This window comes from Kibdelosporangium aridum (genome assembly GCF_900176515.1).
Taxonomy (GTDB): domain Bacteria; phylum Actinomycetota; class Actinomycetes; order Mycobacteriales; family Pseudonocardiaceae; genus Kibdelosporangium; species Kibdelosporangium aridum.
The window spans coordinates 1,306,799-1,333,758 of sequence record NZ_FWXV01000001.1 but is presented as its reverse complement, the minus strand read 5'-3'; the positions used below and the strand labels follow the sequence as shown (position 1 = coordinate 1,333,758).

14 protein-coding genes and 5 tRNA genes are annotated in these 26,960 nt (G+C 66.7%); 7 read left to right on the top strand and 12 right to left on the bottom strand.

The features are described from left to right. Position 1 precedes the first annotated feature (1 nt). Genes B9C43_RS05590 through B9C43_RS05580 form a run of 3 tightly spaced genes read right to left on the bottom strand, consistent with a single transcriptional unit; the run spans position 2 to position 3,656 of the window. Positions 2–865: an amidohydrolase family protein gene (locus tag B9C43_RS05590; protein WP_084424941.1), complete on the bottom strand. Its 864-nt coding sequence runs from the start codon at positions 863–865 to the stop codon at positions 2–4. A 2-nt stretch (positions 866–867) separates the two neighbouring features. Beyond that, the gene (locus B9C43_RS05585; protein WP_084424940.1) at positions 868–2,778 is read right to left on the bottom strand and encodes an acetoacetate--CoA ligase; all 1,911 of its coding nucleotides are present in this window, start codon (positions 2,776–2,778) and stop codon (positions 868–870) included. Further along, on the bottom strand, positions 2,775–3,656 hold the full coding sequence (locus B9C43_RS05580) for a polysaccharide deacetylase family protein (RefSeq protein WP_084424939.1): 882 nt from the start codon (positions 3,654–3,656) through the stop codon (positions 2,775–2,777). Before B9C43_RS05580 ends, B9C43_RS05585 begins: the two co-directional genes overlap by 4 nt. Positions 3,657–3,768: 112 nt before the next feature. Here B9C43_RS05580 and B9C43_RS05575 point away from each other — a divergent pair, with 112 nt between their 5' ends. Genes B9C43_RS05575 through B9C43_RS05565 form a run of 3 tightly spaced genes read left to right on the top strand, consistent with a single transcriptional unit; the run spans position 3,769 to position 6,162 of the window. Next, on the top strand, positions 3,769–4,419 hold the full coding sequence (locus tag B9C43_RS05575) for a GOLPH3/VPS74 family protein (protein WP_084424938.1): 651 nt from the start codon (positions 3,769–3,771) through the stop codon (positions 4,417–4,419). Between the two features lie 17 nt (positions 4,420–4,436). Continuing rightward, entirely contained in the window at positions 4,437–5,291 is an 855-nt protein-coding gene (locus B9C43_RS05570; protein WP_084424937.1) for an SCO6745 family protein, read from the top strand. Positions 5,292–5,340: 49 nt separating this feature from the next. Next, positions 5,341–6,162: an SAM-dependent methyltransferase gene (locus B9C43_RS05565; RefSeq protein ID WP_084424936.1), complete on the top strand. Its 822-nt coding sequence runs from the start codon at positions 5,341–5,343 to the stop codon at positions 6,160–6,162. Positions 6,163–6,166: 4 nt separating this feature from the next. On the opposite strand, the gene B9C43_RS05560 is transcribed toward B9C43_RS05565, so the two are convergent. The 5 genes from B9C43_RS05560 to B9C43_RS56595 form a co-directional block, all read right to left on the bottom strand. Then, a tRNA-His gene (locus B9C43_RS05560) sits at positions 6,167–6,244 on the bottom strand. Between the two features lie 2 nt (positions 6,245–6,246). Next, positions 6,247–6,320, bottom strand: a tRNA-Val gene (locus B9C43_RS05555). Positions 6,321–6,393: 73 nt separating this feature from the next. Further along, a tRNA-Ile gene (locus B9C43_RS05550) sits at positions 6,394–6,468 on the bottom strand. A gap of 6 nt (positions 6,469–6,474) precedes the next feature. Next, positions 6,475–6,547: transfer RNA gene (locus B9C43_RS05545), tRNA-Arg, on the bottom strand. Between the two features lie 6 nt (positions 6,548–6,553). After that, positions 6,554–6,637, bottom strand: a tRNA-Tyr gene (locus B9C43_RS56595). A 449-nt stretch (positions 6,638–7,086) separates the two neighbouring features. Here B9C43_RS56595 and B9C43_RS05540 point away from each other — a divergent pair. The 4 genes from B9C43_RS05540 (at position 7,087) to B9C43_RS05530 (ending at position 11,444) form a co-directional block, all read left to right on the top strand. Then, positions 7,087–7,833, top strand: coding sequence for a hypothetical protein (locus B9C43_RS05540; RefSeq protein ID WP_084424935.1), 747 nt, complete (start codon positions 7,087–7,089; stop codon positions 7,831–7,833). Further along, positions 7,817–8,053: a hypothetical protein gene (locus B9C43_RS55420; protein WP_143446135.1), complete on the top strand. Its 237-nt coding sequence runs from the start codon at positions 7,817–7,819 to the stop codon at positions 8,051–8,053. Before B9C43_RS05540 ends, B9C43_RS55420 begins: the two co-directional genes overlap by 17 nt. Continuing rightward, positions 8,005–8,427: a hypothetical protein gene (locus tag B9C43_RS05535; RefSeq protein ID WP_084424934.1), complete on the top strand. Its 423-nt coding sequence runs from the start codon at positions 8,005–8,007 to the stop codon at positions 8,425–8,427. Before B9C43_RS55420 ends, B9C43_RS05535 begins: the two co-directional genes overlap by 49 nt. A gap of 218 nt (positions 8,428–8,645) precedes the next feature. Continuing rightward, on the top strand, positions 8,646–11,444 hold the full coding sequence (locus tag B9C43_RS05530; protein WP_084424933.1) for an AfsR/SARP family transcriptional regulator: 2,799 nt from the start codon (positions 8,646–8,648) through the stop codon (positions 11,442–11,444). Here B9C43_RS05530 and B9C43_RS05525 read toward each other — a convergent pair. The 4 genes from B9C43_RS05525 to B9C43_RS05510 are packed head-to-tail and all read right to left on the bottom strand — an operon-like array spanning position 11,410 to position 26,932. Beyond that, positions 11,410–12,609: a cytochrome P450 gene (locus B9C43_RS05525; RefSeq protein WP_084424932.1), complete on the bottom strand. Its 1,200-nt coding sequence runs from the start codon at positions 12,607–12,609 to the stop codon at positions 11,410–11,412. The genes B9C43_RS05530 and B9C43_RS05525 overlap by 35 nt on opposite strands. Then, positions 12,606–13,823: an MFS transporter gene (locus B9C43_RS05520; RefSeq protein WP_160096339.1), complete on the bottom strand. Its 1,218-nt coding sequence runs from the start codon at positions 13,821–13,823 to the stop codon at positions 12,606–12,608. Before B9C43_RS05520 ends, B9C43_RS05525 begins: the two co-directional genes overlap by 4 nt. Before the next feature lie 9 nt (positions 13,824–13,832). Beyond that, entirely contained in the window at positions 13,833–14,807 is a 975-nt protein-coding gene (locus B9C43_RS05515; RefSeq protein ID WP_200825426.1) for a TauD/TfdA family dioxygenase, read from the bottom strand. A gap of 14 nt (positions 14,808–14,821) precedes the next feature. Next, entirely contained in the window at positions 14,822–26,932 is a 12,111-nt protein-coding gene (locus B9C43_RS05510) for a non-ribosomal peptide synthetase (protein ID WP_084424930.1), read from the bottom strand. Positions 26,933–26,960 lie beyond the last annotated feature (28 nt).

Here is a 26,960-nt window from a genome sequence, read left to right as displayed (position 1 = left end):
GTCAGGACAGTCGCAGCACTCGGGCGGCGTTGTACTTGAGGATCAGCGGCCGGACTTCCGGCTTGAGGTCGAGGCCGGCGAAGTCGGCCAGCCAGCGGTCCGGGGTGATCAGCGGGAAGTCGGAGCCGAACATGACCTTGTGGCGCAGCAACGAGTTCGACGCGCGAACCAGCTGGGCCGGGAAGTACTTCGGTGACCAGCCCGACAGGTCGATGTAGACGTTAGCCTTGTGCGTGGCGACGGAGATCGCCTCGTCCTGCCAGGGAACGGACGGGTGGGCCAGGATGATGGTCAGGCCGGGAAAGTCGGCGGCCACGTCGTCGACGAGCATCGGATTGGAGTACCCCAGCTTGATGCCCCGCCCGCCCGGCAGGCCCGCACCGATCCCAGTCTGTCCACTGTGGAACAAAACGGGGACGGCGAGTTCCTGGATGGTCTCGTAGAGCGGGTAGAACCGAGTGTGGTTCGGTGCGAACGCCTGCAGGCTCGGGTGGAATTTGAAGCCGCGCACACCGTGCTCGGTCACCAGCCGCCGGGCTCGGTCGGCCGCATCGGGGTGATGCGGGTCGACCGAGCCGAACGGGATCAGAACGTCCGCGTGGCGCGCGGCCGCGTCGGCGATTTCCGCACTGCACAAAGGCGGGTGCCCGGTCGCGGTGAACGCGTCCACCGCGAACACGACCGCCGCGATCCCACGGGATCGGTAGTACGAGGCGATATCGTCGATCGTCGGCGTCCGGTCCTCGGTCGACTTGAAGTACGCCGCCGAGGCGGCCATGAGTTCGTCGTCGATCGAGAAACCGCCGTGCTCGTCCTGTTCGACGTGCACGTGCACGTCGATCGCCTTCATTGAGCCGAGATCCACGCTCATCGCGGGTTCTTCGCGTAGGAGACGAAAGCGTCCAACGAAGTCGGCTCGGCCAGGACGTCGCGACTCACGACATCCTCGGCGGCAGCGCCCTGCAGGATCCGTTTCACCGGCACTTCCAGCTTCTTTCCCGTACGGTTACGGGGAATCGAGGGCACGGCCAGCACGGTGTCGGGACCGTGCCGCGGTGAGAGCGCGCTGCGCAACGCCTTGCCGATCCTTTGGCGCAGTGCGTCATCCAACACGTAACCAGGCCGTATGGTCACGAACAACAGCAGTTCCCCGGAGCCGCCGTCAGTGTCCTCCAGGTGCACGATCAAGCTGTCGGCGATCTCGTCGAACTCCTCCACCACCGCGTAGAACTCGGCCGTGCCCAGCCTGACGCCGCCCCGGTTGAGGGTGGCGTCCGAGCGTCCGGTCACCACGCAACTTCCGGTATCGCTGAACCGGATCCAGTCGCCGTGCCGCCACACTCCGGGATATTCGGCGAAGTACGCTGCCCGGTAGCGGCTTGTATCCGTATCTCCCCAGAAGCCGACCGGCATGGACGGCATTGGCGACGTGATGACCAGCTCGCCGAGCTGGCCGACGACCTCGCGGCCGTGCTCGTCGAACGCCTTCGCGTCAACACCGAGACACCGCCCGGAAATCTCACCGGTGACCACCGGCTGCCACGGTCCACCTTGGACGATTCCGGTGCACACATCGGTACCGCCGGAACCGACGTTCAGCAGCACATCCGGCCCGAGTTCCTCCTGCACCCAACGGAACCCGTCGGCGTGCAGCGGACTGCCCACCGCACCGAGCTGCCGGAGCCGGGACAGGTCGAACTCCTTGGCTGGGTGCACACCTGCTTTGCGGCACGCCATCAGGAAACCGGGACTGGCGCCCATCATCGTCGTGCCGGCCTGCTCGGCGATCCGCCACGGGTGGACCAGGTCAGGATACTGCGGATCGCCGTCGATCAGCACGATCGACGCCCGCACCAGCAGCGCCGAGACGAGGGCGTTCCACACCATCCACGTCGTGGTGGTGAACCACTGCAACCGGTCGCCGGGGTGCAGGTCGAAGCTCAGCAGGTGGTTCTTCAGGTGTTCGACCAGCACCCCGCCGTGGCTGTGCACGATGGCCTTGGGTTTTCCGGTGGTGCCGGACGAGAACAACACGCACAAGGGGTGGTCGAACGGCAACGGGTCGAACCCTGGATCGGCTGGCCCGTCGAGAATGTCGGACCACGAACCGTCAGCATCACCGTAGGGAACAATGAAAGCGTGCTCGACAGTCGGCAACCCGGCGCAGATCTCGGCGACTTCCGCCTTACGGTCGAAATACCGCTCGCCGTAACGGTATCCGGTGACGGCGAGCAGCACCTTGGGTTCCAGCTGAGCGAACCGGTCGATCACACTGCGGGCACCGAATTCCGGGGCGCAGCAAGCCCAAATCGCGCCAAGACTCGCTGCCGCGAGGTAACCGACCACCGCCTCAGGGATGTTCGGCAGATACGCCACGATCCGATCACCGCGCCCCACTCCTAGCTTGCGCAGTCCGTACCGCACCCGGGCGACCTGGTCACGCAACTGCCCGAACGTGAGCTCGATGTGTTGACGCGTCTGGGAATACGCGACGATGGCGACCTGGTCGGCATCGGCAGGTGTTCCGACTGCGTGCTCGGCGTAGTTGAGCGTGGCTCCGGTGAACCACTGCGCACCCGGCATCTCCCGGCTGCCAAGGACTTGCTCATACGGCGTGTGCGCACGCACTCCGCAGAAGTCCCAAATGGACGACCAGAATCCCGCCAGGTCGGTGACCGACCAGCGCCACAACTGCTGGTAGTCAGCGAAGTGCTGGCCACGCTCGTCGGCCAGCCAACGCAGATACCGCCCGAGTTCGGTGCCGTCGAGAGCACTCACTGTGTCACCGAGTCGTAGTACTCACGGTAGTACCACTCGGCGATCTCGTCGCTCGTGGTCAGCCACACATCGTCGTGGCCAGTGATGTACTCCAGGGCGCGGGCCAGGTACTTGTGCCGGAACGGCTGGTTGATGACGAACGGGTGCAGCGCGAGGCCCATCACCCGGCCGGTCTGCGCTCCCTCGGCGTAGAGCTGGTCGAACTGGTCGACCACTGCCTGGTAGAACTGCTCGCCGGTGTATCCCTTGGTGACGAACATCGGGATGTCGTTGACCTCGATGGAATAGGGCACGCTGATCATCCGGCCCTGCTTGACCTTCATCGGGTACGGCTGGTCGTCGTTGCACCAGTCCAGCACGTAGTCGACGCCGAGCTCGGCGAGGATGTCCGGGGTGTTGAAGGTCTCGGTGAGCGCAGGCCCGAGCCATCCCCTCGGCTGTTTGCCGGTGCTGTCCTTGATCGTGGTGATCACGTCGGTCAGGTAGGCGCGCTCGTCCTCCGGTGACATGCCGGTTTGGAAGATCGAGTTGTTCTTGCCGTGTGCGAGCCAGATCCAGTCGAGTTTGTTGCCTTCTTCGATGATCTGCGGGTAGCGGGCGCACACGTCCGAGTTGAGCGTGACGCTGGCCCGGATGTTGTGCCTGCTCAACAGGTCCATCATCCGCCAGACGCCGACCCTGGCGCCGTAGTCGCGCCAGCCGAAGTTCAGCGGGTCCGGCTGCAGCATCGCGGTGCCGTCGAAGATGCTGGTCGAGGGCTTGTCCACCTCGAAGTGCTCGATGTTGTACCCGATCCAGAACGCCAGCCGGGCGCCGTTGGGCAGTTCCAGCCGGGGACGGTGGATCAGCGGCCAGTACTCGTACCGAGTGTTGTCCATCGCGAGCGTTTCCCTCCGTTACTGGGATGTGTGCGCGAAGGTAGCCCACTCGGTGCCGACCAACTGGTGACCTCGGCGGCGCCTGGGCCGGTTCCCGGCTACTCTCGCGATCATGCTGACCGCTCATGACCTCCTGCTGCTGGTGCTCGACGACGAGACGGGCCGGATCACCCCTGGCGTGTCCGAACCGGACAAGGCGATGGCCGGAGCGGTGCTGGTCGACCTGGCCGCCCGCGGTCTGGTCGACGTCACGGACAAGGGTCGGTTGGTGATGCTCTCCGCCGAACCGCCGACCGAACCGGTGCTGCGGCGGGGGTTGGCTGTCGTCGAGGAGTTCGACGGCCGCAAACCGGAAGCCGCGCTTGGGCGGCTGGCGAAGGGCCTGCGTGAGCAACTGGCCGGCGAATTGGTGGACGGCGGCATCCTGCGCCGTGAGGAACACAAGGTGATGGGCCTGTTCCGGACGAACCGCCTGCCGGCCAACAACAACTCCTACGAGAGCGAGATGCGGTCCCGTCTTTCGCTTGTGCTGTCCGGTGAACGGCAGCCCGACGCACGGACCGGCCCCTTGATCGCGTTGCTGCACGCCATGGACGCGGTGACCAAGGTGCTGGTCGTCGGCGACAAGAAAACGGCCAAGCGGCGGGCGAAAGAGATCGCTCAAGGCGACTGGGCCGCCACGGCGGTCCGCAAGGCCGTCCAAGCCATGCAGGCGGCCGTGATCGCCTCGGTTGTCGTCGCCAGCACCGCGGCGAGCAGCTGATCCGCTACGTTGGCCGCATGATCAAGACGGCGCGCGACACCTGGCGGACGCTCGAGCCCATCCACGGGATGATCTACTTCGCACCCGAGGCGACCGAGGCCTACAAGGCGTTAGGTCTGTCGTATCACGCTGGGTATTTCGCCTCGCGGTCAGCGGGGTTCGGCACCGTGCCCGCCTCAGTCGTCACCGCGACCTTCTACAACTTCAACCCACGCCTGGTGACGGACTCGATCACCACGGCGTGGGCCACCACCGACCCGGCGTCCGTCCTGGCAGCACGGCGCACCGCCGCCGACCAGACACTGCGCCGAGTCCTTGGCCACGACGCCGTCGAATCGCCCGAGATAGCCCGCGCGGCGACGCTTCTGCGGGAAGCGGCGGAGACCGTTGCCGACGACGTCACCGGGCGTCCCCTCTACGCCGCACACGCCGCACTCCCCTGGCCGGATGAGCCTCACCTGGTGCTGTGGCACGCGCAGACCTTGCTGCGCGAATACCGCGGCGACGCCCACGTCGCCGCCCTGCTGACCGCCGGTCTCAGCGGCATCGAAGCGCTCATCACCCACGCCGCGACCGGCACAGTGAGTGCCGAAACGCTCCGCACCACGCGCGGCTGGGCCGAAGTGGACTGGCACAACGCCGTCGACGGACTGCGTGAACGCGACTGGCTCACCGACGCCCCCGAACTCACCTTCACGGCCGCTGGCCAGGCACGACGCGCCGAGATCGAGCGAGTCACCGACGAGAACAGCGCGAAACCGTATGTCAGCCTCGGCGAGTCCCGCTGTCTCGAGCTCCAATCCCTGGCCAAGCCCTACAGCCGAGCGTTGGCCGAGGCGCTGATGCCGTGGTTGCTTGCCAGAAAATCATGACCATCTACGCTATGACCTGTCGAAACGCTCCACACTCCCAGGCGGCTCCGTGTCAGATCCCCAAGACCAGCGCAACCCGGCGTCTTCCATCGACCCGAACCGCCCCAACGTCGCCCGCATTTTCAACGCCCTGCTCGGCGGCAAGGACAACTACCAGGTCGACCGGGACGTGCGGGACAAGCTGCTGAAACGGGCACCCGCACTGGGTGATCTGGCCCGGGACGTCCGTGCGTTCGCCGGCCGGGTGACGCGGTTCCTCGCGGCCCACCGGGGCGTCCAGCAGTTCCTGGACTGTGCGCCGGGCCTGCCCAACACCGACAACACCCACGAGATCGTCCAGCGGGAGAACCGCGAGGCCACGGTCGTCTACGCGGCGACCGACCCGGTCGTGCTCGCACACGGCCGCGCACTTCTGGCCGAGAACGACCAGACACACTTCGTCGAAGCGGACTTCCGGAATCCCGAGCGGCTCTTCGAGCATCCGACGATCCGCAAGTTCCTTGACCTGTCGGAGCCGGTCGCTGTCTTCCACATCGGCTCTGTGCAGTACGTCAGCGACGCCCGGAACCCCAGGGACATCGTCGCCGGTTACATCGACCGGATCCCGTCCGGGTCGTACATCGTGCTCGCCCACGCCTACGACCCCGAGGACGGGTCCTTCACGCCTGAACTGCGGGAGATCTACCAGAACAGCGAGGTCGGTCTCGGGCATTTCCGCACCCGGGCGGAGATCCTGTCGTACCTCGACGGCCTTGAACTGGTCGAACCTGGCCTGGTCGCCGTCTCCGACTGGTGGCCCGACGGCCCCCGGCTTAAGCCTCAGGACCCCGTTCAACGGCTCGCGCTGGGTGCTGTCGCGCGCAAACCGTGACGTTTGGGGTGGCCGACCGGACTCGCACCGGCTAATACCCGGGTTCACAGTCCGGGGCCTCGACTACTTCGGCTTCGGTCACCGTCGTCCCGCCAGGACTTGAACCTGGGACCTTCCGCGTGTCGGGCGGACGCTCTGCCAGCCTGAGCTACGGGACGTTGTGGAGAACGAGGGTGTCGAACCCTCCACGGCGATCTTGCAAGGATCGTCTGCGCACCGGCGCGTCCCCCGTGGTCGAGGTGCCAGGAGTCGAACCTGGTCCTGCGCCTTATCAGGGCGCTGCACAGACCGCCATGCTCCACCTCGTCCGCGTGCCCCCAGCAGGAGTCGAACCTGCGCCCGTCGGCTTAGAAGGCCGCTGCTCTATCCACTGAGCTACGGGGGCCAAACGTGGTGGAGGAGGGAGTCGAACCCTCTGTGCCGCGCAGGGCGTCCGGTTTACAGCCGGGTGGGGCTCCGCAACCCCATCTCCACCATATTTTTTGTGTTCAGCACCGGCGGCGGGAGTCGAACCCACTGACGAACGGATTTGGAAGCCATTCCGCTTTCCGAAGCTCGCCGATTTGTTTTTTCGACACGACAAATAGAGAAAGCCGCCCGGATCGGTTTATCCGATGGGCGGCTCCCTTGGCGCATGACACCAGCTATGTCATGGCGGGGAGCCCACGCCGATAATCACGGCGTGCTGGTAGAAGGCGACTCTGCGATAGACCGACGGGCACGCGGCAGCGATCGCGACGGCCGCATGATGGCGCCACGCCTCTCGCTCCCACGTGTTCATGATGACCGCTCCTTCTAACCGTTGATGTAGCTCAATCATTACCTATTCCGCAGCGCGGGTCAATCACATTATCGAGCAGTTCGACTCGGTGCCGGGCACGTCACGAAATTCCGACCAGCGAGCAGCGGAGTCTGGCCACCCTCATGAACGACATCCTCGGCGGGGCGCCGCGGCAGCCGCTGGCAAGGACGGGCGAAGCGACGAGAAGCTTCGCATCCGCCATCGGTGCCGCGGCCAACCCGAATGTCCTGTTGGCCGGCATGTACTGGTGGTCGGTGTTGCACGGGCCCGCGGCGCAAAGAGAGTTGCGCGTCACCGATCGCGCGGACCGTCTGCTCGTCGCACACGCCGATGGAACGCGACTGAGCCTGCTCGCGCTGACGCGGGATGATTCGGTGACCGAGCCGGTCAAACTCGACTTCTCGGTCTCGACCGGGGAGATCCTGGGCCTGAGCGGTTCCGACGACCGAAGGGCTTCCGTTGGCCTGGTGCTACGTTGCCTGATCCGCTTTGACCAGACGCCGTCCATCGCGGTCGCGGACAACTTCGCGGGGTTCTACGACGGCGAGGTTCCGCGCGATTTCCAGAAGGTCCGGTTCCACCGGCTCGACGGGGAATGCGTCCACACCAAGGTGATCTCCACCGACATGGACGCCTACGACCCTGATCCGTCGGGACGGGTCCGGTCGTACACCGACCCTGTGACGATACCGAGCGACTCCGGTGTGGCGTTGCTGGACGAAAGCGACGTGGGGGTCGGCTTCGCGTACAAGCGGACCAAACGCAACGCGTACGTGCAGTTCTCCAGCTGGATCTGGGCACAACAGGTCGTGACCGAACTCGGTATCGCCGAGCGTCTCCAGGAGGGCTGCCATGGGCTGGTGGACTAAGGCGATCCGAGAACCCGCGGAAAGCTGGTTCTTCACGCGAATCGGAACGGACACACCACCCCCGGTCGAGCCGGAGACCACGTACATCCACGCTTTCCTGCGTTCGATGCGGCTGGCCGACAGCCGCATCGGCTCGATCACCTACCGCGGATCGGCGATGTCGACGTCGAGGTGGGACTGTTCTCGATACCGCAGTCCGACCTCGTCGAGCCGTATCTGACGGTGCTCGACGAGCTGTCCACATTGGCCGGTGTCAGCCTGGCGGACCCGGTGATGCCGTTGGTGAACACGGTCAAGTCCGCGCTCAACCTCCTCGTCGGCGCGCAGAACGGCACCGAACTGCAGGTCGGCGTACTCACGACGCTCAGCCCGTTGCTGCCAGGCGACTATTGCGCCATCAGGGCGCCGAGGGACTTCGCCTTCCGCCGGATTGCGACGACATGCGACGACTTGCTGATCCAGGACGGGATCCGGCTGGCCGAGATGGTCAACAAGGGGATCGATGCCGCGTTCGGCGAGAGCGTGCTGACCTCCGCGCCCGGCCGGATCTACGAAATGCCCGACCTGGACCGTATTCCCCTCTACGACGTATGACGTTCGCGGCCGAGCACGCCAGGCACGGCCCACGGTGCCGAGGTCGGACTTCGGGGTCCGTTGAGCGCTGAACCTCTCAGAACGGCCATGTTCGGCATCACAGCACAGGAGCCTGCAACCCCCAGCTGTTGACCGGTCGTGATCAAGTTGGTACTGGTGAGTTATCAACTAATTCCGGTGTGCCCGCGTTACCCTGCCACGCGGGCTGTGGGGGTGAAATGCGTTTTCGGGCCCTTGGTCCCTTGGAAATCCTGGACGCCGGTGAATGGCACGCCGTGCGCGCCCCCAAGTGGCGGGTGTTGCTCGCGCTGCTGCTCAGCGAGGCCGACCAAGTTCTGTCGGTCGACCGGATCGCGACCGAGCTCTGGGGTGATGACCAGCCGAAAACCGTCGGCAACCAGGTCCACGGTTACGTGTCCCGGCTCCGCAAGCTCTTGTCCGACCCCGACGGCCAGCTGCTCGTCACCCAGGCACCCGGCTACAAGCTGCGGATCGAGCCCCAGGACACGGATCTCGGGCGGTTCATGGACCTGGCCGACCGTGGCCGCACCGAATGGCGGGCAGGACGGCCCGACGAGGCGGCGGCGCTGCTCACGGACGCGCTCGCGTTGTGGCGCGGTTCAGCGCTGCAGGATGTGCCTGCGACGCCGCTCGTCCAAGCGGAGGCCGACCGGTTGAACGAGCTGCGGGTGTGCCTGCAGGAAGATCTCGCCGAGATCAACCTGCTGCGTGGTGAACACACCCGGGTGGCAACCGAGTTGTCCGATCTGGTCACCGAACACCCGCTCCGGGAACACCTGCGCGAGCTGCAGATGCTCGCCCTGTACCGGCAAGGGCGGCAAGCCGAGGCGTTGACCGCGTACACCGACCTACGAGACCGTCTCGCCGATGAACTGGGCGTCGATCCCAGTCCCCCCTTGCGGCGGCTGCATGAACAGATCCTGCGTGCCGACGGGTCCCTCGCTCCGGCCACGCCGCCACGTCAGGATATGGATCCAGCGAGCCCGGTGCACCAACTCCCACCTGACATTCCCGACTTCACCGCCCGTGAGGAGCAGCTTGCCGCGATCGCCAAGGTGATCGCGGAACGGTCGGACAGTGGACCGCCTCCCGTGGCGGTCGTGGTCGGCGGCCCGGGTGTCGGCAAGTCGACGCTGGCCATTCATGCCGCGCACACCACAACCGAGGAGTTCCCCGACGGGGAGTTCTACCTCGATCTGGCCGGAACGTCCGGCGAGCCGCGGGCCGCCGCCGTGGTATTGGCCGAAATGCTGCACGCACTGGGCATCACAGGCGTCTGGCTGCCGGACAGCCTGCACGCACGGGCCACGCTCTACCGCACGCTGATGGCGCGGCGGCGGATGCTGCTCGTGCTGGACGACGCCGCGTCGGCGGACCAGGTCAAGCCGCTGCTGCCGTCCGCGGGCAGTTGCGCGGTCGTGGTCACGAGCCGCACTCAGCTGACCGATCTGCCCGGTGCCAAGCACATCGACCTTGACGTGTTCCGCCCGCAGGAGGCGCACCGGCTGTTCACCGCGATTGTCGGCCGTGACCGGGTGGCCGCGGAACCCGGTGACGCCAAGGCGATCGTGCGGTCCTGCGGCTATTTGCCGTTGGCGATCCGGATCAGCGGCGGCAAACTGGCCGGCCGGGCCTCGTGGCCGTTGCGGGTTCTTCGGCAACGCCTTGCCAACGAGTCGAAGCGGCTCAGCGAGCTGCGGGTCGGCGAGCTCGACGTGCGGGCGAGCTTCGGGCTGAGCCTGCGGTCGTTGCCGTCCGATGTGGTGCGGGCCTTCGCGCTGCTCGGGCACCTTGGCATGCGCACTTTTCCCGGCTGGGTCATCGGCCCGTTGCTGGACCGGGCCCACAGCGACGACGTGCTGGACGCGCTGCTCGACGCGAACCTGTTGCAGCTCACCGACACCGACAAAGCCGGCCAGCCGCGTTACCGGCTGCAAGGTCTATTGAGGACATACGCGCTGGAGACCGCCGAGAACTACTCGGTCCAGACCCGGCAAGCGGCTGTGGCCAGGCTGCTGGGTGCGGGGCTGACGATGCTGAAGACAGCCGTCGACCGGCTGCCACCGAGCTTGTTCGAGCCACTGCCGGGAAAGGCGCCGCGGCTGGAGCTGCCGCCCGAAGCGGTGGGTCCCGTTGTCGCCGCGCCGCTGGACTGGCTCGACGCCGAGCGGGGCATGCTGATCGGCGCGGTGAAGATGGCGGCCGAATGGCAGATGGACGAGGCCGCGTGGGAGATCGCCGCGTTGACCGTCTCGTACTACGACATCCGAAGTCTGCACGAGGACTGGAAGCAGAGCCACGAACTCGCACTGAAAGCCGTCCGTGCCAACGGGAACAGGCGAGGCGAGGCCGTGTTGCTGCGTGGCCTCGCGCAGGTGCAGATCTACCGGGAGACCTTCGACGAGGCCGTTCTCAACCTTGGCCGGTCGCTGGCCCTTGCCCGTGACGTCGCCGACCGCCGCGGTGAGGCGCTCGCTGTCAGCGGGCTGGCCACGGTTGCCCGCATCCGTGGCGAGAACGACCGTGCGCTGCAGCTCATCCAGCGGTCGATCGACCTGGCTTCCGGCGATCGGAACATCGAGGCCCAGTTCCACAACGGAATGGCCGGGATCTACCTGGCGCAGGGCCGTCTCGACCAGGCTGAGGCGTCCTACGGTGACGCGTTGAGACTTTCCCGTCAGCACGGCGACATCCATCGTGAAGCCGTGGTGTTACGCGAGATGAGCCGCTTGCATTGCAAGAAAGGTGCCACCGCGCAGGCAATGGACTGCCTGCGCGACGCCTTGGCAGTCTTCGAGAAACTCGAAGACGAGCGGTGTGGCGCGTTCACCCTGATGGAAACGGGCGCGGTGCACCTTCAGCGTGCCGAGTCCGAGGAAGCCGACAAGGCCTTCGAATCGGCGGCGAGATTGTTCATCTCGGTCGGCGACCACATGGAAGCAGCCGCGTGCCGACGTCGCCTCACCGGGCACGCAGACGCACCGGCAGGCGGCTGATGCCCGCGAACAACGTCGAATAGATCCGTTCGCTCGGCCCGCACCGCTCGATCCGGGACACCTGGCGGCGCAACGAGTCCAGCAGCGCCTGGATTTCCACCCTCGCCAGGTACGCGCCGATGCAGAAGTGCGGACCGTATCCGAAAGTCAGGTGGTTGTTGGGCGTCCGCGACAGGTCGAACTCGTCGGGCCGGTCGAACACCGTTTCGTCCCGGTTCGCCGAACACGACCACAGGGTCACGATGTCGCCTGCGGGGATCTGCTGGCCCGCGATCACCACGTCCTCGGTGGCCACTCGGCCGTAGTGCTGGGCAGGCGTGGTCCAGCGCAGGATTTCCTCGACCGCGGTCGCCGGTTCGACATCGGCCAACGCATCCCATTGGTCCGGGAATTCGAGGAACGCGTCGATCGCGCCGACCATCGCCAGCCGGGTTGTCTCGTCGCCGCCGAGAATGAGGTTGTAGCAGTTGAGAACCACCTCGCTCTGGCTGAGGTACCTGCCGTCCACCTCGCTCGCGGCCAGCAGGCTGACGATGTCGGCGTGCGGGTTGTCCTTGCGCTCCTCGGCGAGTTCCGCGAAGTAGTAGAGGATGTCGTTCTTCGCCATCCAGGCATCCGTGCTGGTGGCGTCCGGGGAGTCGGAACTGACCGCGGACTTGGTCAGCCGCAGCAGCTCGGCGCGGTCGGGTCCCGGGATGTCGAGCAGGTCGCAGATCGTGGCCAGCGGGACGTGGGCCGCCACGTCCGCCGCGACATCGCACTCCCCCTGCCGTACGGCGTCCGCGACCAGCTGCTCGGTGGTCGCACGCACCCGCTCGACGATGATCTGCAGGGCGCGCGGCGCGAACGACCGCAGCAACAGTTTGCGCAAGTGTGTGTGCCAAGGCGGATCTGTCGTCGTCAGCATCTTCCCGCCAGCCGGATCGCTGCCTGCCAGCAAGGTGTCCAGCGAGTTGCCGCGTTCCGAGGTGTACCGCTTGACGTCACGGGCCGCTGCCTGCACATCGGCGTACCTGCTGACGACCCAGAACGCCGGTCCGCGCGAGGTCTCCGGGTGCAGGTACACCGGTTGTTCGGCGCGCAGCCGCCGCCATGTCCCGGTGAGATCGTTGCGTACGAACGTGTGTGGATCGGTGAGATCCAGCTGCTCAAGGGCGGTGGTCACACAGTCTCCTCAACGGGTTGGAAGGCGCGCAGGGCCGGGCTGAGCGACGCGGCCAGTGCGGGCACCGAGATCATCGCGGCGCAGATGAGCAAAGCCGTCCGGCCACCCGCGAACTGGACGAGCGCCGCACCCACCATCGGTGCCAGCGACTCGGCGAGGTTGCTGAACACACCCATCGCTCCGGACACCCTGCCCCGCAAGTCATCCGGGGTCAGCAGCAGCTGATACGTGATCACGGTGGTGTTCGCCAGCGGCACCAGGGCGCCGATAACCACGAGTACGACCGCCGCGACAATCATGTTCGTGGTGATCGCGAAGACCGGTGTCAGCAACGCGGTCACCCAGAGCACGCCCGTGATCGAGACGTACGGCCGGACCACTCCGTGCAACCGGCTCGCAAGAAGCGCGCCGAGCAGCGCCCCGCCGCCGAGCATGGCCACCACGAGCCCGATCTGGGCTTCGGATATCCCCCGTTGCCGGGAGAACATGATGAACGCCAGCAAGGTGGCGCCGAAAGCCATGTTCAGACCGACCGCGCACAGGCTGATCACCCGCAACGACGGGTGCCGCGCGATCCACCGCAGGCCCGCGATCAGCTCTGGCCAGAACGGTTTCGCCTGCCCAGTGGACTGACCGGAATGCTTGGGAATACGAGCGAACAGCAACGCGATCGAAGCACCGAGCTGGATCACGGTGTTGGCCAGGAACGGCATTGCCCTCGCCACGCCGAACAAGGCCGCGCCCAGGCTGGTTCCGGCCATCTGCCCGGCCGAGGCCCGAGCGGTGTTCAAGGCGACCGCGGTAGGCAGCTGGGTGGCCGGAACGACCTGGGGCAGCACGGCTTCCTCGGCGGGGAACGCCACCGCGAGCGCCAAGCCTTCGACCACCGCGACCACGAGCAGGTGCACGAAGGACGCCGCATCCAGCCAGATCGCCACGGCCAAGCTGCCATGGGCGAGCGCTCGGGCCAACCCGGCCAGCACAAGGATCGTTTTCCGGTCGTACCGGTCGGCCAGCAGGCCCGCAGGCAGTCCGCAGACCATCTGCACACCGGTGGCGACGAACCCCACCAGCCCCGCGGCGATCGGCAGGTCCGTCAGCGCGATCGCGAGCAACGGATAGACGATCAGGAACATGTGCTGGCCGAGCTCGGACCCGGCTTGGGACACCCAGAGCAGGTGGAAGGCCCGATTGCGGCCAAGCGGCACCGCCACGCCCACTCCTCAGGCGATGATGCGTGAGCGCGTGTCGCTCATCGCGTAAAGCCGACGGACATCGCGGATCAGGTTGAGCCGCTTGAGCCAACGGTCATTGCCGTCGTAGCGCGGAACGAAAGGCTCACGGCCGTGCACGACCCGGTAGTTGTCCACGAACACCGCGTCACCTGGTTCGAGGATCACGCGCTCGACCGAACGCGCCAGACAGTCCACTGTGGTCTGAATGGCCTGCTCGGCTTCCGTGTCGCCACCTGCCGCGGACATGAAGTCCACATCGAACCGCAGGTACGGCCGTTCCGCCGGGCCGAAGATGACCGAGCCGGGGTCGAAGACCCGGTCGCGCACTTCGCCCTCGACCAGATCCACGATCGCGCCGATGTGCGAGTCGTCCGGGTGGAAACGGAAGCGGTTCTGCGCCAGGACTTCCCTGGTCCCGGCGGGCAGGTCGAGCGCGGCGATCCGGACGAACGTGGTGCCGACCGCATCGGGGTTGCGCAGGCAGAACAGCGACACGTAGTCGCCGCGGCACGGGTGATGCACGTCCTCGGTGTGCAGTGTCAGCGGAGCCGCACTGCTCGCGCTGGTCAGCGAGTTCTCCATGCCCGGCGCGGGACAGACGTCGTGCACGACCCGGCCGTCCTGCTGGGTGGCCCAGCCGAACGGGTCGGCCAATGCCGTTCCGCACAGCAGCAGCACTAGTTCTTCCCGTTGCCCGGCGCCGGTTTTGGCCGCCAGGTCCCAGCCGATCGGGGTCGGCACGAGGTTCTCGTCCACCGGAAGGTTGGCCACCACCGTGACATCGGCTTCCGCCATCCTCGAGTTCACCAGGAACTCCCGCAGCCGCAACGGAAGCCGCTCGGCCAAGCCGGGAACTTCGTCGACCATCGCGACCGGGTCCCACACGTCGACCCGGTCGAACACCTCGTCAACGAGCGCGGAAACGACAGCCCGCTCCGCGTCGGTCAACACGATCTTGTTCACGTTCCAGCTCCTTCTCAGAGTTCGCGGGTCAGCGCCCGCAGCGCCGCGGTGACCGTGTCGGCGAGCGAACGAACCGTGGCCTCGTCGTGGACGTTGCGCGAGTACGTCCACTGCAGCCGGAGTTCACCGCCCTGCACGCCGCCGGTCACCTCAAGCAGATGGGTCCTGGCTTCGGCGGGTGCCAGGTCTTCGCCGAGTTCCGGCAACTGCCCGCGTACCACGCTGTCCACGGATGTCGCGGTGTCCCATTGGCCGAGGTAGTTGACCGCGATCTGGGCTTGCGGCGTGCTGGGCACCTTGTCGCCCAAGTACTTCAGTGCGCCGAAGCCGACTCCCTTGCCGGGCACGGCACGCAGCTGCTTCTTCACCGTCCGGGCGAGTCGCGGCCAGTCGAGCTCGGTGCCGACCGACAGCGCGACCGGGTAGATCGAGGTGAACCAGCCGACAGTCCTGGACAGGTCCACGCCGTCGATGAAGTCCTCGCGGCCGTGTCCTTCGGCGTCGATCGCAACCGAGTCACGCCCGGTCCACACCGTCAGCCCGTGCGCGACCGCGCCGAACAGCACTTCGTCGATCCTGGTCCGGAACCGGCCAGGGACCTTGCGCAGCAACACTTCCGTCTCGTCCGCAGTGAGCTGCGTGGAGACGGTCGCCGCCGACGAGACGGTGTTCGGCCCGGTGTGGTCGACCGGCAACGGCTCGACCCGCACCGAACGCCAGTGGTCCAGTTCGTGATCCAGGTTCCCCGCGGCGACGTATTCGCTCAACTTCCGCGACCAGTCCAGATAGGACGTGGTCTTCGGACCGAGATCGACCGGTTGACCGGCCAGTAGCTGCTGGTAGGCGGTGTCGAAGTCCTCCAAGAGGATGCGCCACGAGACGGCGTCCACAACGACGTGGTGCACGCCGAAGAACAGCGAAGGAGCACCGTCACCGACGAACATCACGGTCCGGACCAGTCGTCCGTCGGTAAGGCTCATGCCCGTTTGAGCCGCTCGCACCTGTTCCAGAACGGTCTTCGACCGGACTTCATCGTCCATCGCGGACAGGTCAACCACGTCGAGCACCACGTCGGATGCAGGCAGGACCCGTTGCACCCTGCCGTCGAACCTGGCACGCAGGCCGTCGTGGTGTTCGACCAACGCGTTGACAGTCGCCTTGACAAGGTCCGGTGTCACGTCATCGGCGAGCTGGAGGAACTGCGACATACCGAACTGGTCCGGACGTACGGGGTGATGTTCGAGGAACCAGTGCTGGATGGGAGTCAACGGCCCTTCGCCGACCACCGGCCCAGCCGGCTGCGGCCTCGACGCCACCGATGCCCGCGCTGCCAGTTCGGCGATCGTCTGATGGACGAACATGTCCTTTGTAGACATCTGGATCCCGGCTTTGCGCGCAAGGGAGACCACCTGGATGCTCAGGATCGAGTCGCCGCCGAGGTCGAAGAAGTTGTCGTGCGCGCCGATCCGGCCGACCCCGAGGACCTGAGCCCAGATCCGCGCCAGCACCCGTTCGGTCTCGTCACGCGGTTCGACGTGGGCCTGCCCGGCTGCGTCGGCGTTCGTGCCCAAAGCGACCAGCGCACGACGGTCCACCTTGCCGCTCGGGGTCACCGGGAGTTCGTCAACCAGTACGACCGCCGACGGAACCATGTAGTCGGGCAACGACCGGCCAGCGAACGCACGCAACTGCGCCGCATCCGGCCGCTCCTGAGCCGCGACGACATACGCGACCAGCCTGGCAGTGGTGCTCTCCTTGACCGCAGCGACCGCGACCGCACGGACCAGCGGATGGGCGGCCAACGCCGTCTCGACCTCGCCGAGCTCGATCCGGAAACCGCGGATCTTGACCTGGTCGTCGCACCGGCCCCAGTACTCCAGCCTGCCGTCCGGCAGGTACCGGCCGAGGTCACCCGTGCGATACAGCCGCTCACCGGCGACGAACGGACTGTCGACGAACCGCTGTGCGGTCAGGTCCGCCCGATTCAGGTACCCGCGGGCCACCCCTGCGCCACCGACGTAGATCTCCCCTGGCACGCCGACCGGGACCTGCGTGCCGTTCTGGTCGAGGAGATACATCCGGTAGTTCGGCAGTGGCCGCCCCAGCCGCACCCGCCCGCACGACTCCACTTCGGACCAGTCCAGCGGCTGATAGGTCACGTGCACTGTGGTCTCGGTGATGCCGTACATGTTCACCAGGCGCGTCGGCTGGTCAGCGAACCGTTCGAACCAGTCGCGCACATGTCCCGGTTCGAGCGCCTCGCCGCCGAAGATCACGAGCCGAAGGTCCGCCGGAGCCTGCTTGCCCTGGTCGATCGCGGTACGCACCAGGCCGCGGAAGCTCGACGGCGTCTGGTTCAGGACGGTCACGCCCTGCTCGTCCAGCAGCCGCCAGAACGCCTCGGGCGCACGGGCCACGGACCGCGGCACCACGACCACGCGGCCGCCGAACGCGAGCGCGCCCCACAGTTCCCAGACCGAGAAGTCGAAGGCGTACGAGTGGAACATCGTCCACACGTCCGAAGCCCCGAACTCGAACCGTTCCCTGGTGGTGAGCAGCAGGTTGGCCACCGAGCGGTGCTCGACCATCACTCCCTTCGGCTTGCCGGTCGATCCCGATGTGTAGATCACGTAGGCCAAGTTGTGCGGCCCGACGCCGGTTTGGGGTGCTGTGCTCGGCTGTGGCGGCACGTCCTCGACGCAAACGATCGAGGCGTCACCCGAAGGCAGTCGTGTCAGCAGGTCCGCGCTGGTGATCAGGACAGGCGCGGCCGAGTCCGCCAGTACCATGGCAAGCCGGTCGGCCGGGTAGTCCGGGTCAAGCGGAACGTAGGCACCACCGGCTTTGAGCACTCCCAGCAACGCCACCGGAAGGTCAAGCCCGCGTTCCAGGCAGACGCCAACGAGTACGTCCGGCCCAACGCCCTTGGCAACAAGGTGATGTGCCAGCCGGTTGGCGCGAGCATCCAGCTCCGCGTACGTCAGCGTTTCACCGTCGAACGTGACAGCAGGCTGATCGGGATGCGCCAAGGCCTGCGCGGCGACGAGTTCGTGCACGCACCGGCTGGTGTCGGCGCTGACTGTCGTCTGGTTCCAGTCCACTGTCAGCTCATGCCGCTCGGCATTGGACAGCATCGGCAAGGCGGCCAGCGCCTTGCTTGGTGTGTCGGCGATCCCCTGGAGCAGGGTGACCAAATGGCCGGCCAGCCGGTCGATCGTGGCCGCGTCGAACAGATCGGTGTTGTACTCGATCACGCCGAGCAGTGCCGAATCCCGTTCGGTGAACTCGACCGACAGGTCGAAGATCGCCAGCGCGCTCGGCAGTTCGATCTCCTCGATCGTCAATTCGTCGAGCCGTAGCCGGTCGCTTGGCGTGTTCTGCAGGACGACCAACGCCTGCACCAACGGCGACCTGCTGGGGTCACGGACTGGGGCGAGCATGTCGACCAGGTGCTCGAACGGCACGTCGGCGTGCTCGAACGCGGCCACCGAGGTATCCCTGACCCCGCGCAAGAAGTCGAGGAACCCGACTGACGTGTCCACAGTAGAACGCAGGATGAGCGTGTTGACGAAGAAACCGACCAGCCGCTCCACCTCGGCGCGTTCACGACCCGAAGTCACCGTCCCGACAGCGATGTCGCTCTGGCCGGTGTACCGGGCGAACAGCACCTGGGTCGCCGCGGCGAGGGTCATGAACAGGGTGCTGTCGCAGGACCTGCCGATCTCCTTGAGCCTAGCGAGCAGCGCCGCGGACACCTCGAACCGGTGCACAGCGCCGTTGGACGTCTTGATCGGCGGTCGTGGCCGGTCCGTGGGCAGCTCCAACGGCTCAAGCGCGGCGAGTTTGTCCTTCCAGTAATCGAGGTGGTCCGCACCGACCTCACGATCCCGTTGCCACACGGCGTAATCCGCGTACTGGATCGGCAGCGGTGCCAGTTCACGGCCCGCGTAGAGCGTGGCGAGCTCGTCGGCGAGTATGCCCATCGACCACCCGTCGGTGACGATGTGGTGCATGCTCAGGACAAGCAGGTGGTCCTGTTCGGACAGACGCACGAGCAGCGCACGGAACAACGGCCCAGTGCGCAGGTCGAACGGAGTCTGCACCTCTGCGGCAAGGATCTCGCGTGCGTGGGTCTCGTCCGATGCCTCGACAGTCCTGATGTGCACGTTGTAGGGCTCGTGCACACGCTGCACGCCGTGGCCGTCCAGCGAATCGAAGGTGGTCCGCAGCGATTCGTGCCGCTCCACCAGGGCGTTCAACGCGTCACCGAGAGCTTCGACGTCCAGCTTTCCGGTCAACCGCAGGCCGGAGCAGCTGTTGTACTCGGCACTGCCTGGGGAGAATTCGTCCAGGAACCACAGCCGCTGCTGCGCGAACGACAACGGCAGGTCGCCGTCACGTGGCGCGACGGGGATGACATCTGCCTGCTGGGCCTTCGGGAGGGCCGCGGCCAGTCCTTCGATCGTCGGAGTCGTGAACAACGCCCTCGGCGTGAGGTCCGCACCGAGTGCCGAGCGGATCCGGGACACCACTCGGATGCTCAGGATCGAGTCGCCGCCGAGGTCGAAGAAGTTGTCGTGCACTCCGATCTCGTCCAGACCGAGTACCGCACCCCAGATCTCGGCGAGCGTTTGCTCCACCTGGTCACGCGGCAGCACCTTCGTCACACCTGTCTCGGCGCGGCCTGGTTCGGGCAACGCCTTGCGATCGACTTTCCCGTTCGGCGTCAACGGAAGGGCCGCAAGCTCCACGAACAAGGCCGGTGTCATGTAGTCCGGCAGGGACTGCTTGAGATACGCCCGCAGCTCGGACACCTGCGCGGTCGTCACGACGTAGGCCACGAGCCTGCGGATGTCCCCGTCCTGCCTTGCCACCACGGCCGCCTCAGCGACCTGCGGATGCCGCGACAGCGCGGACTCGATCTCGCCGAGCTCGATCCGGAATCCCCGGATCTTCACCTGGTCGTCCATCCGGCCCAGGTACTCCAGGTTCCCATCGGCGAGATACCGGACCCGGTCCCCGGTCCGGTACAGCCTGCCGAAGCGGGTACGGACAAAGCGTTCCTCGGTCAGCGCGGGCCGGTTCAGATAACCACGAGCCACTCCAGCCCCACCGAGCCACAACTCCCCCGGCACGCCGATCGGAACGGGGTCGCCATCGGCGTCCAGGACATGCGCGCGAACGCCGAGCATCGGCTTGCCGATCGGCGTGAAGGACCTGCCGTTCACCTCGGAAGCGGTGAACAGCAACGAGTCGATCGTCGCCTCGGTGACACCGTACGAGTTGACGACGATGGCATCGGGGCTGACCCGAGCCAGCAGTGCCTCGCAGTCCGCGCCACGCCAAGTCTCCGACCCGATCGACAGGATCTTCAGCTGTGCCAAGGTGTCGTCGGTCAGCTCGGCCAGCACCGCGTTGGCCATTGTCGGCACGAGCTCCAAGGCTGTGGCGCCGGTCCGGCGTAGTTCGGCCAGCAGCCGCCGGGGATCACCGGTCGCGTCGGCCGGGCACACGATCAGCGTTCCGCCGAAGCACAGCGCGCGCAGCAAGTCCCCGTGGAACACGTCGAACGACACGCTGGCCACCGAAAGGTGCCGTGGCCTGCGTTCGCGCAAGCCATAGCGGGCATCCCAGGCCACCGCGACCGAGGCGAGGTTGCGGTGCTCGACCAGCACGCCCTTCGGCCTGCCGGTCGATCCGGACGTGTATATGACGTACGCCAGGCTCTCCGGACCGGTGTCCCGGGCCGGTGCGGTCACGGGGAATTCCGACGAGTCCACCTCGACGGCTACCCGGCCGTCGAACTGGGCTCCGATGACCACCGACGCTCCGGTGTCGTCGAGCATGAACGCCAACCGGTCAGCCGGATAGCCGGGATCCAGCGGAACGTATGCACCGCCCGCCTTCCACACCGCGAGCAGAGCGACGACGAGGTCCATTCCACGCGGCAGGCACACGGCGACCAAGCTCTCGGCACCGACGCCGTGCCCGATCAGCTTGTGCGCCAACTGGTTGGCGCGAGCGTCCAACTCGGCATAGGTCAGCTGCGAATCACCGAAGACCAGCGCTACGTGGCCCGGGGTGTGCCGGACGTGCTCGTCGAAGAAGTCCAGCACGTGCCGGGCCACGCCGGTCTGTGGACCGTGCCAGGTTTCGAGCAGTTTCACGTCGCTGTCGCTCAGCGCGGGGAGTGTCCCAATACGACGGTCTGGTTGCTCGGTCATCGTGGCCAGCAAGGCGTCCAGGTGCGCGAGCATCCGCCGGATCATCGACGCGTCGAACAGGTCACGGTCGTAGGCCAGCTCCAGCCCGAACCGTTCGCGGGGATACGCGCTGAGGGTCAACGGGAAGCTGGTCTCGTCCAGCGCGGTGATGTTCCACACCGACACGCCGTGCCCTGTCGCGCTGCCGTCGAAGGGGAAGTTCTCGAACACCACGATGCTGTCGAACAGGTTCGTGCCCGCGTCGAGGTCACTCCAGCCCTGCATCTGGGCCAGTGAGACGTGCTCGAACTGACGGGACTCCACCTGCGCTGCTTGAAGGTCACGCAGCCACGGCACCAGTTCGGCATCGCGATCCACACGCACACGGACCGGGATCGTGTTGATGAAGATGCCGTCGATCTCATCGGCACCGGGCAAGTCAGCTGGGCGTCCGGACACCGTGGCACCGAAGACCACGTCCGATCCCCCGCCATAACGGGACAACAGCAGCGCCCATGCGCCCTGGACCACCGCGTTGACCGTCAGTCGGTTCCGTTTGGCGAACTCGGTCAGCTGCGCGGTCCGGGCGGGCGACAGGTCCACCTTGGTCTTGTCGGTGGAGCGGCTGGTGTGCGCGGACTTCGGCGGCCGGTCGTACGGCAGCGGGGTCGGCGAGTCGAATCCGTTGAGCACCCCGCGCCAATGCCGCTCGGCCTTCGCCGGATCCTGCGCGGTCAGCCAATCGAGATAGGCCCGGAACGGCTTCCTGGCGGGCAGGTTTCGCTGCCTGCCGTCACGAATCGCCGCGTACTCCTCGAAGACGTCCGTCAGGATCTGCGCGTTGCTCCAGCCGTCAAGCAAGATGTGGTGCGACGTCCGCACCAGCCACACGCTTCGGTTGTCCGTCCGGATGATCGCCACGCGCAGCAGCGGTCCAGCGCTGAGATCCATTCCGACGGCCGCGTCCTCGTCCAGCAGGCGCCGCAGTTCACGCTGCCGCACGACCTCCGAGAAATGCCGCCAGTCATGGTGCACCACAGGCACTTCGACGTGCCGGTGCACTGCCTGCAACGGCTCGTCCACGCCTTGCCAGTGGATCGATGTCCGCAGGATCGCGGTCCGGTCGACCACCCGCTGCCACGCCACCGCGAGACTGTCCGGATCGGACACTCCGTCGAGCAGCAACGTCATCTGGTCGAAGTACGTGTCCGCACCGGATTGGTCGTCGACCAGGCTGTGGAAGAGCATCCCGTGCTGCATCGGGGTGAGCGGATACAGGTCTTCCAGGTCACGGCCGCCGCGGAACACCTCGTCCAGCGTTCGCTGGTCGATCCCGGCCAGCGGGAAGTCCGACGGGGTCCGCCCGCCCGCGCCGGGACGCCCGCAGTGTTCGACGATTTGCCGGAGGTGGTCGGCGAACCGGTCAGCCAGCTGCTGGATGGTCTGCTGCGCGAAGACGTTCGGCGAGTAGAACCAGCTGACTTCGAGGCGGCCGGCGTTGGTGATGCCCACGACGTCGATCAGGTACGGCCGGGCCTCGTCGGGTCCCATGTCCTGTCCGAGATCCCCGAAGTCAGCGGCCCGCGCCAGTCCGGTCGTACTGCCACCGTCCCATTGGCCGTGGTAGTTGAAGCTGATCTGGGGAACTGCCTCGTCGCCCAGCGACCGGCGAAGGTAGCGCAACGCGTCGAACCCGAGCCCACGCCCGGGCAGCGCCCGTAGTTGTTCCTTGACCGACTTGAGGATCTCGCCCCAGTCCTCGACCCGCCGGGACGCGGGAACGGTCAACGAGACCGGGTAGTGCGTGGTGAACCAGCCGACCGTGCGAGACAGGTCGACGCCGTCGACGATCTCCTCCCGGCCGTGGCCCTCCATGCCGAGCAGCACGTTCTGCGTGCCCGTCCAGTCGGCGAGCACCGCGCCCATCGCGCTGATCAGGACGTCGTTGACCTGTGTGCGATAGATCGGAGGCACGGTGTGCAGCAACGCTTGCGTGGTCTCGGCGTCGAGTGTCACAGTCAGGCGCTGTGCCGAACCCGATGTGTTCGGCCCGTCGTGGTCGACCGGCAGGCTCGGATGTCCGCCAATGGCCGACCAGTACTCGAGTTCGTGGTCGAGCCCGCCACCGCGCACGTGGTCGTTGAGCCTGCGGGCCCACTCGGGGAACGATGTCGACTTCGGGCCGAGGTCGACCGGCTGTCCCGCATGCGCCTGCTGGTAGGCACGGTCGAGGTCGTCCAGCAGGATCCGCCATGAGACGCCATCGACCACGAGGTGGTGGATGGCCAGGAACAGCACCGCCGGCCGCGAGCCACGGTCGAACAGGATCGCCCGGGTCAACCGCCCGGTTTGAAGATCCATGCCTGACTGCGCGGCCAGTGCCGCGTCTGACATGTCCGCGCGCTCGGACGCTTCGACCCGGGAGAACACCGCGTGTTCGTCGACCGGGGCGATGTCCTGCTGCCACTCGCCGTCGATCTTCCGGAACCGTGTCCGCAAGGCGTCGTGGTGTGTCACCACGGCCAGAACGGCGACTCGCAACGCGTCTTCGTCGACGTCCTCGGCGAGTTCCAGCGAGGCCGACATCGCGTAGTGATGCGGCTGTTCGGTGTGGGTTTCGAGGAACCAGTGCTGTACCGGCGTCAACGGCCCGGAGCCGACCGCGTTCGTCACGGTACGCGTCGGTGCCGTGCCCACCACCGCTGCCAGTGCACTGACTGTCTGGTGGACGAAGAGGTCCTTGGCCACCAGGCGCAGTCCCGCGCGGCGGGCCTTGGAGACGACCTGGATGCTCAGGATCGAGTCGCCGCCGAGCTCGAAGAAGTTGTCCTCGACGCCGACCCGGTCGGCCTTGAGCACCTCGGCCCAGATCTTCGCGAGTTTCTCCTCGGTAGCCGTGTGTGGTGGCACGTAACCGGTCTCGCTGCGGGTTTCCGGGTCCGGCAGCGCACGCCGGTCGATCTTGCCGTTCGGGGTGGTCGGCAGGTCGTCGAGAACGACGAACGCCGACGGCACCATGTACTCGGGCAGCCTCTGCTCCACAAAGGACCGCAGCGGCGCCGTGCCGCGGACATCGCCGACGACATACGCCACCAGCCGTGGCCGCCCGGACTCGTCGTTGCGGACAACGACCGCGACCTGGCGCAAGGCCGGGTGCTCGGCGAGCACGGCTTCCACCTCGCCGGGCTCGATCCGGAAGCCCCGGATCTTGACCTGGTCGTCCACCCGGCCGAGGAATTCCAGTGTGCCGTCAGGCAGATGACGGCCCCGGTCGCCGGTCCGGTACACCCTGGCGCCCGGTACGAACGGGTCCTCGACGAACCGCTGCGCGGTCAGGTCCGGGCGCCGCCAGTAGCCACGGCCGACCCCGTCACCGCCGATCACCAGCTCACCTGGAATGCCCGCGGCCACCGGCCGCAGATCCCGGTCCACCACGTAGACGCGGGTGTTGGGCAGCGGACGACCGATCGGCACGATCGGAGTGCTGACCTGACCGTCCTTGTCCAGCACGTGCACGGTCGAGTCCACAGTGATCTCAGTGGAGCCGTAGGCGTTGACCACGACCGAACCCGGCTCGACGCGCTCAAGCAGACGGGCGCAGTCCTCAGCCCGCCAGCCCTCGGAGCCCACCGACACCAGACCCATCCGCGGCAGCTTCGCGTTCCGCTCGTGCAGTTCGCTCACCAGTGCGTTCGCCAGAGTCGGGACGAGCTCGATCGCGGTGCCCGACTTCTGGTCGATCAGGTCGAGCAGCCTGGCCGGATCGGTGACGACGTCCGCAGGCGCGATGATCATCGTGCCGCCGAAGAACACCGAGCGCAGCAGGTCCGAGAAGAACAGGTCGACCGCGAGCGTGGTCACTGAGACGAAGCGCAGCCGCTTGGCGGCGAGGTCGTACTTGCGGTTCCAGGCGTCCGCGATGTACGCGAGGTTGCGGTGCTCGATCATCACCCCCTTCGGCGTCCCGGACGAGCCGGAGGTGTAGACGACGTAAGCCAGATCGTCCGGTCCCACAGTGGTTTGTGGTGCCGTCACCGGATGCCGTCCGGCCGCTGGCCACAGCTCGTCCAGGCACAGCACCTCGCATTCGGGCTCGGGCAGCCGTTCCAGCAGTGGTCGTTGGGTGAGCAGGACCGGCGCCGCCGAGTCGGCCATCATGAACGCAAGCCGGTCGCCGGGATAGCCGGGATCGAGCGGCACATAGGCGGCACCCGCCTTCAGCACGCCAAGCAGGCCGACGACCATGTCCAGTCCCCGGTCGACGCACAGTCCGACCAAGCTGCCGGGCTCGACACCGCGGCTGACGAGTTCGTGCGCCACCTGGTTGGCGCGCGCGTCGAGTTCGGCGAACGTCAGCGAGCTGTCCTGATAGGACACAGCGACCTGGTCCGGCCGCAGTCGCACCTGCCGCTCGAACAACTCGTGGATGGCGTTGGGCTTTTCGTAGTCGACGGTCGTCTCGTTCAGTTCGACGACCAGCCGGTGCTGCTCGGCGGTGGTGAGCCAAGGCAGGTCGCTGAGCGGTCGCGCCGGATCGGCGACGATCCCTTCGAGCAGAACGTGCAGGTGTTCGGTGAACCGGTGGATGGTGCTCTCGTCGAACAGGTCCGTGCTGTACTCCAGTGCACCGAGGACACCGTCGTCGCCGTCCTGGAACTCCAGGCTGAGGTCGAATGGGGACGACTCACGCGGCAGGTGGTACTCCTGCACGGTCAACCCAGGCAGATCCAGCACGGCCTGCTGAGCACCCCGGTATGCGAGCATCGCCTGGAACAGCGGCGTCCTGCTCGGGTCACGGTCCAGGTGCAGCGCGTCGACCAGCCGGTCGAAGGGCACTTCGTCGTGCGCGATCGCGTCCAGCGTGGTCGTCTTGACCTCGCTCAGGAAATCCAGGAACGTCCGGTTCCACGCCAGTTCGGACCGCAGCACCACAGTGTTGGTGAAGAACCCGACCGTGTTGTTGAGCTCAGGCCGGTTGCGGGCGGCGGTCGGCATACCGACGGCGATGTCGTCCTGACCTGAGTACCGGCCGAACAACACCTTGCAGGCGGCGAGCAGAACCGTGAACAGAGTCGTGTCGTGCTCTCGGCTCAGCGCCCGCAGACCGGCGGTGACCGAGTCAGGAAGCCAGAACGTGTGCAGCGCGCCTGCGTCCGTGCGGACGGGTGGCCGCGGCCGGTCGGTGGCCAGTTCGAGTGGGGCGATCGCGGCCAGCCGTTGCTTCCAGTACGCCAGTTGCTGGTCCAGTGCCGCACCCGACATCCGGTTTCGTTGCCAGACGGCGTAGTCCGCGTACTGCACCTCGGCATCCGGCAGCTTCGGCGCGACCCCTCGCACGCGCGCCGAATAGAGGGAACCCAGTTCCCGCAGCAGGATCTCCAGCGACCATCCGTCGATCGTGATGTGGTGCATGCCGAGCACCAATAAGTGCTCCGCTTCGGACAGTCTGAGCAGCATGGCACGGAACAACGGGCCACGCCGCAGGTCGAACGGCTGGTAGAACTCCTCGATGACCGGACGGACCTGGTTCTCGTCCACATCGCGCACGGTCACTTCGAGGTCGTACGGCGGCTGGACGATCTGGACAGCGGACCCGTCGACCGTGTCGAACGTGGTACGGAGTGCTTCGTGCCGGACCACGAGTTCGTTCAGGCTCGCGGTCAGCGCGTCGAGGTCCAAGACTCCTTTGAGGCGTGCGGCGAAGCCGCTGTTGTACTCGATCCCGCCACCGTCGAGTTCGTTGAGGAACCACAGGCGCTGCTGGGCGAAGGACAACGGCAGCGGGCCGGTGCGTTCACCGGCACTCACCCGGCCGATCCGGTCGCCGTCCGGGCCGCCTTGACCGGCCAGCCGCTGCCGCAGCCGCTCCTGCAGATGGGCGGGGAGCGCGGCGATCCGATCGGCGCGTGACGTGCTGTCCACGTGGTCCTCCTCGTGGTGCGGCAGGTTC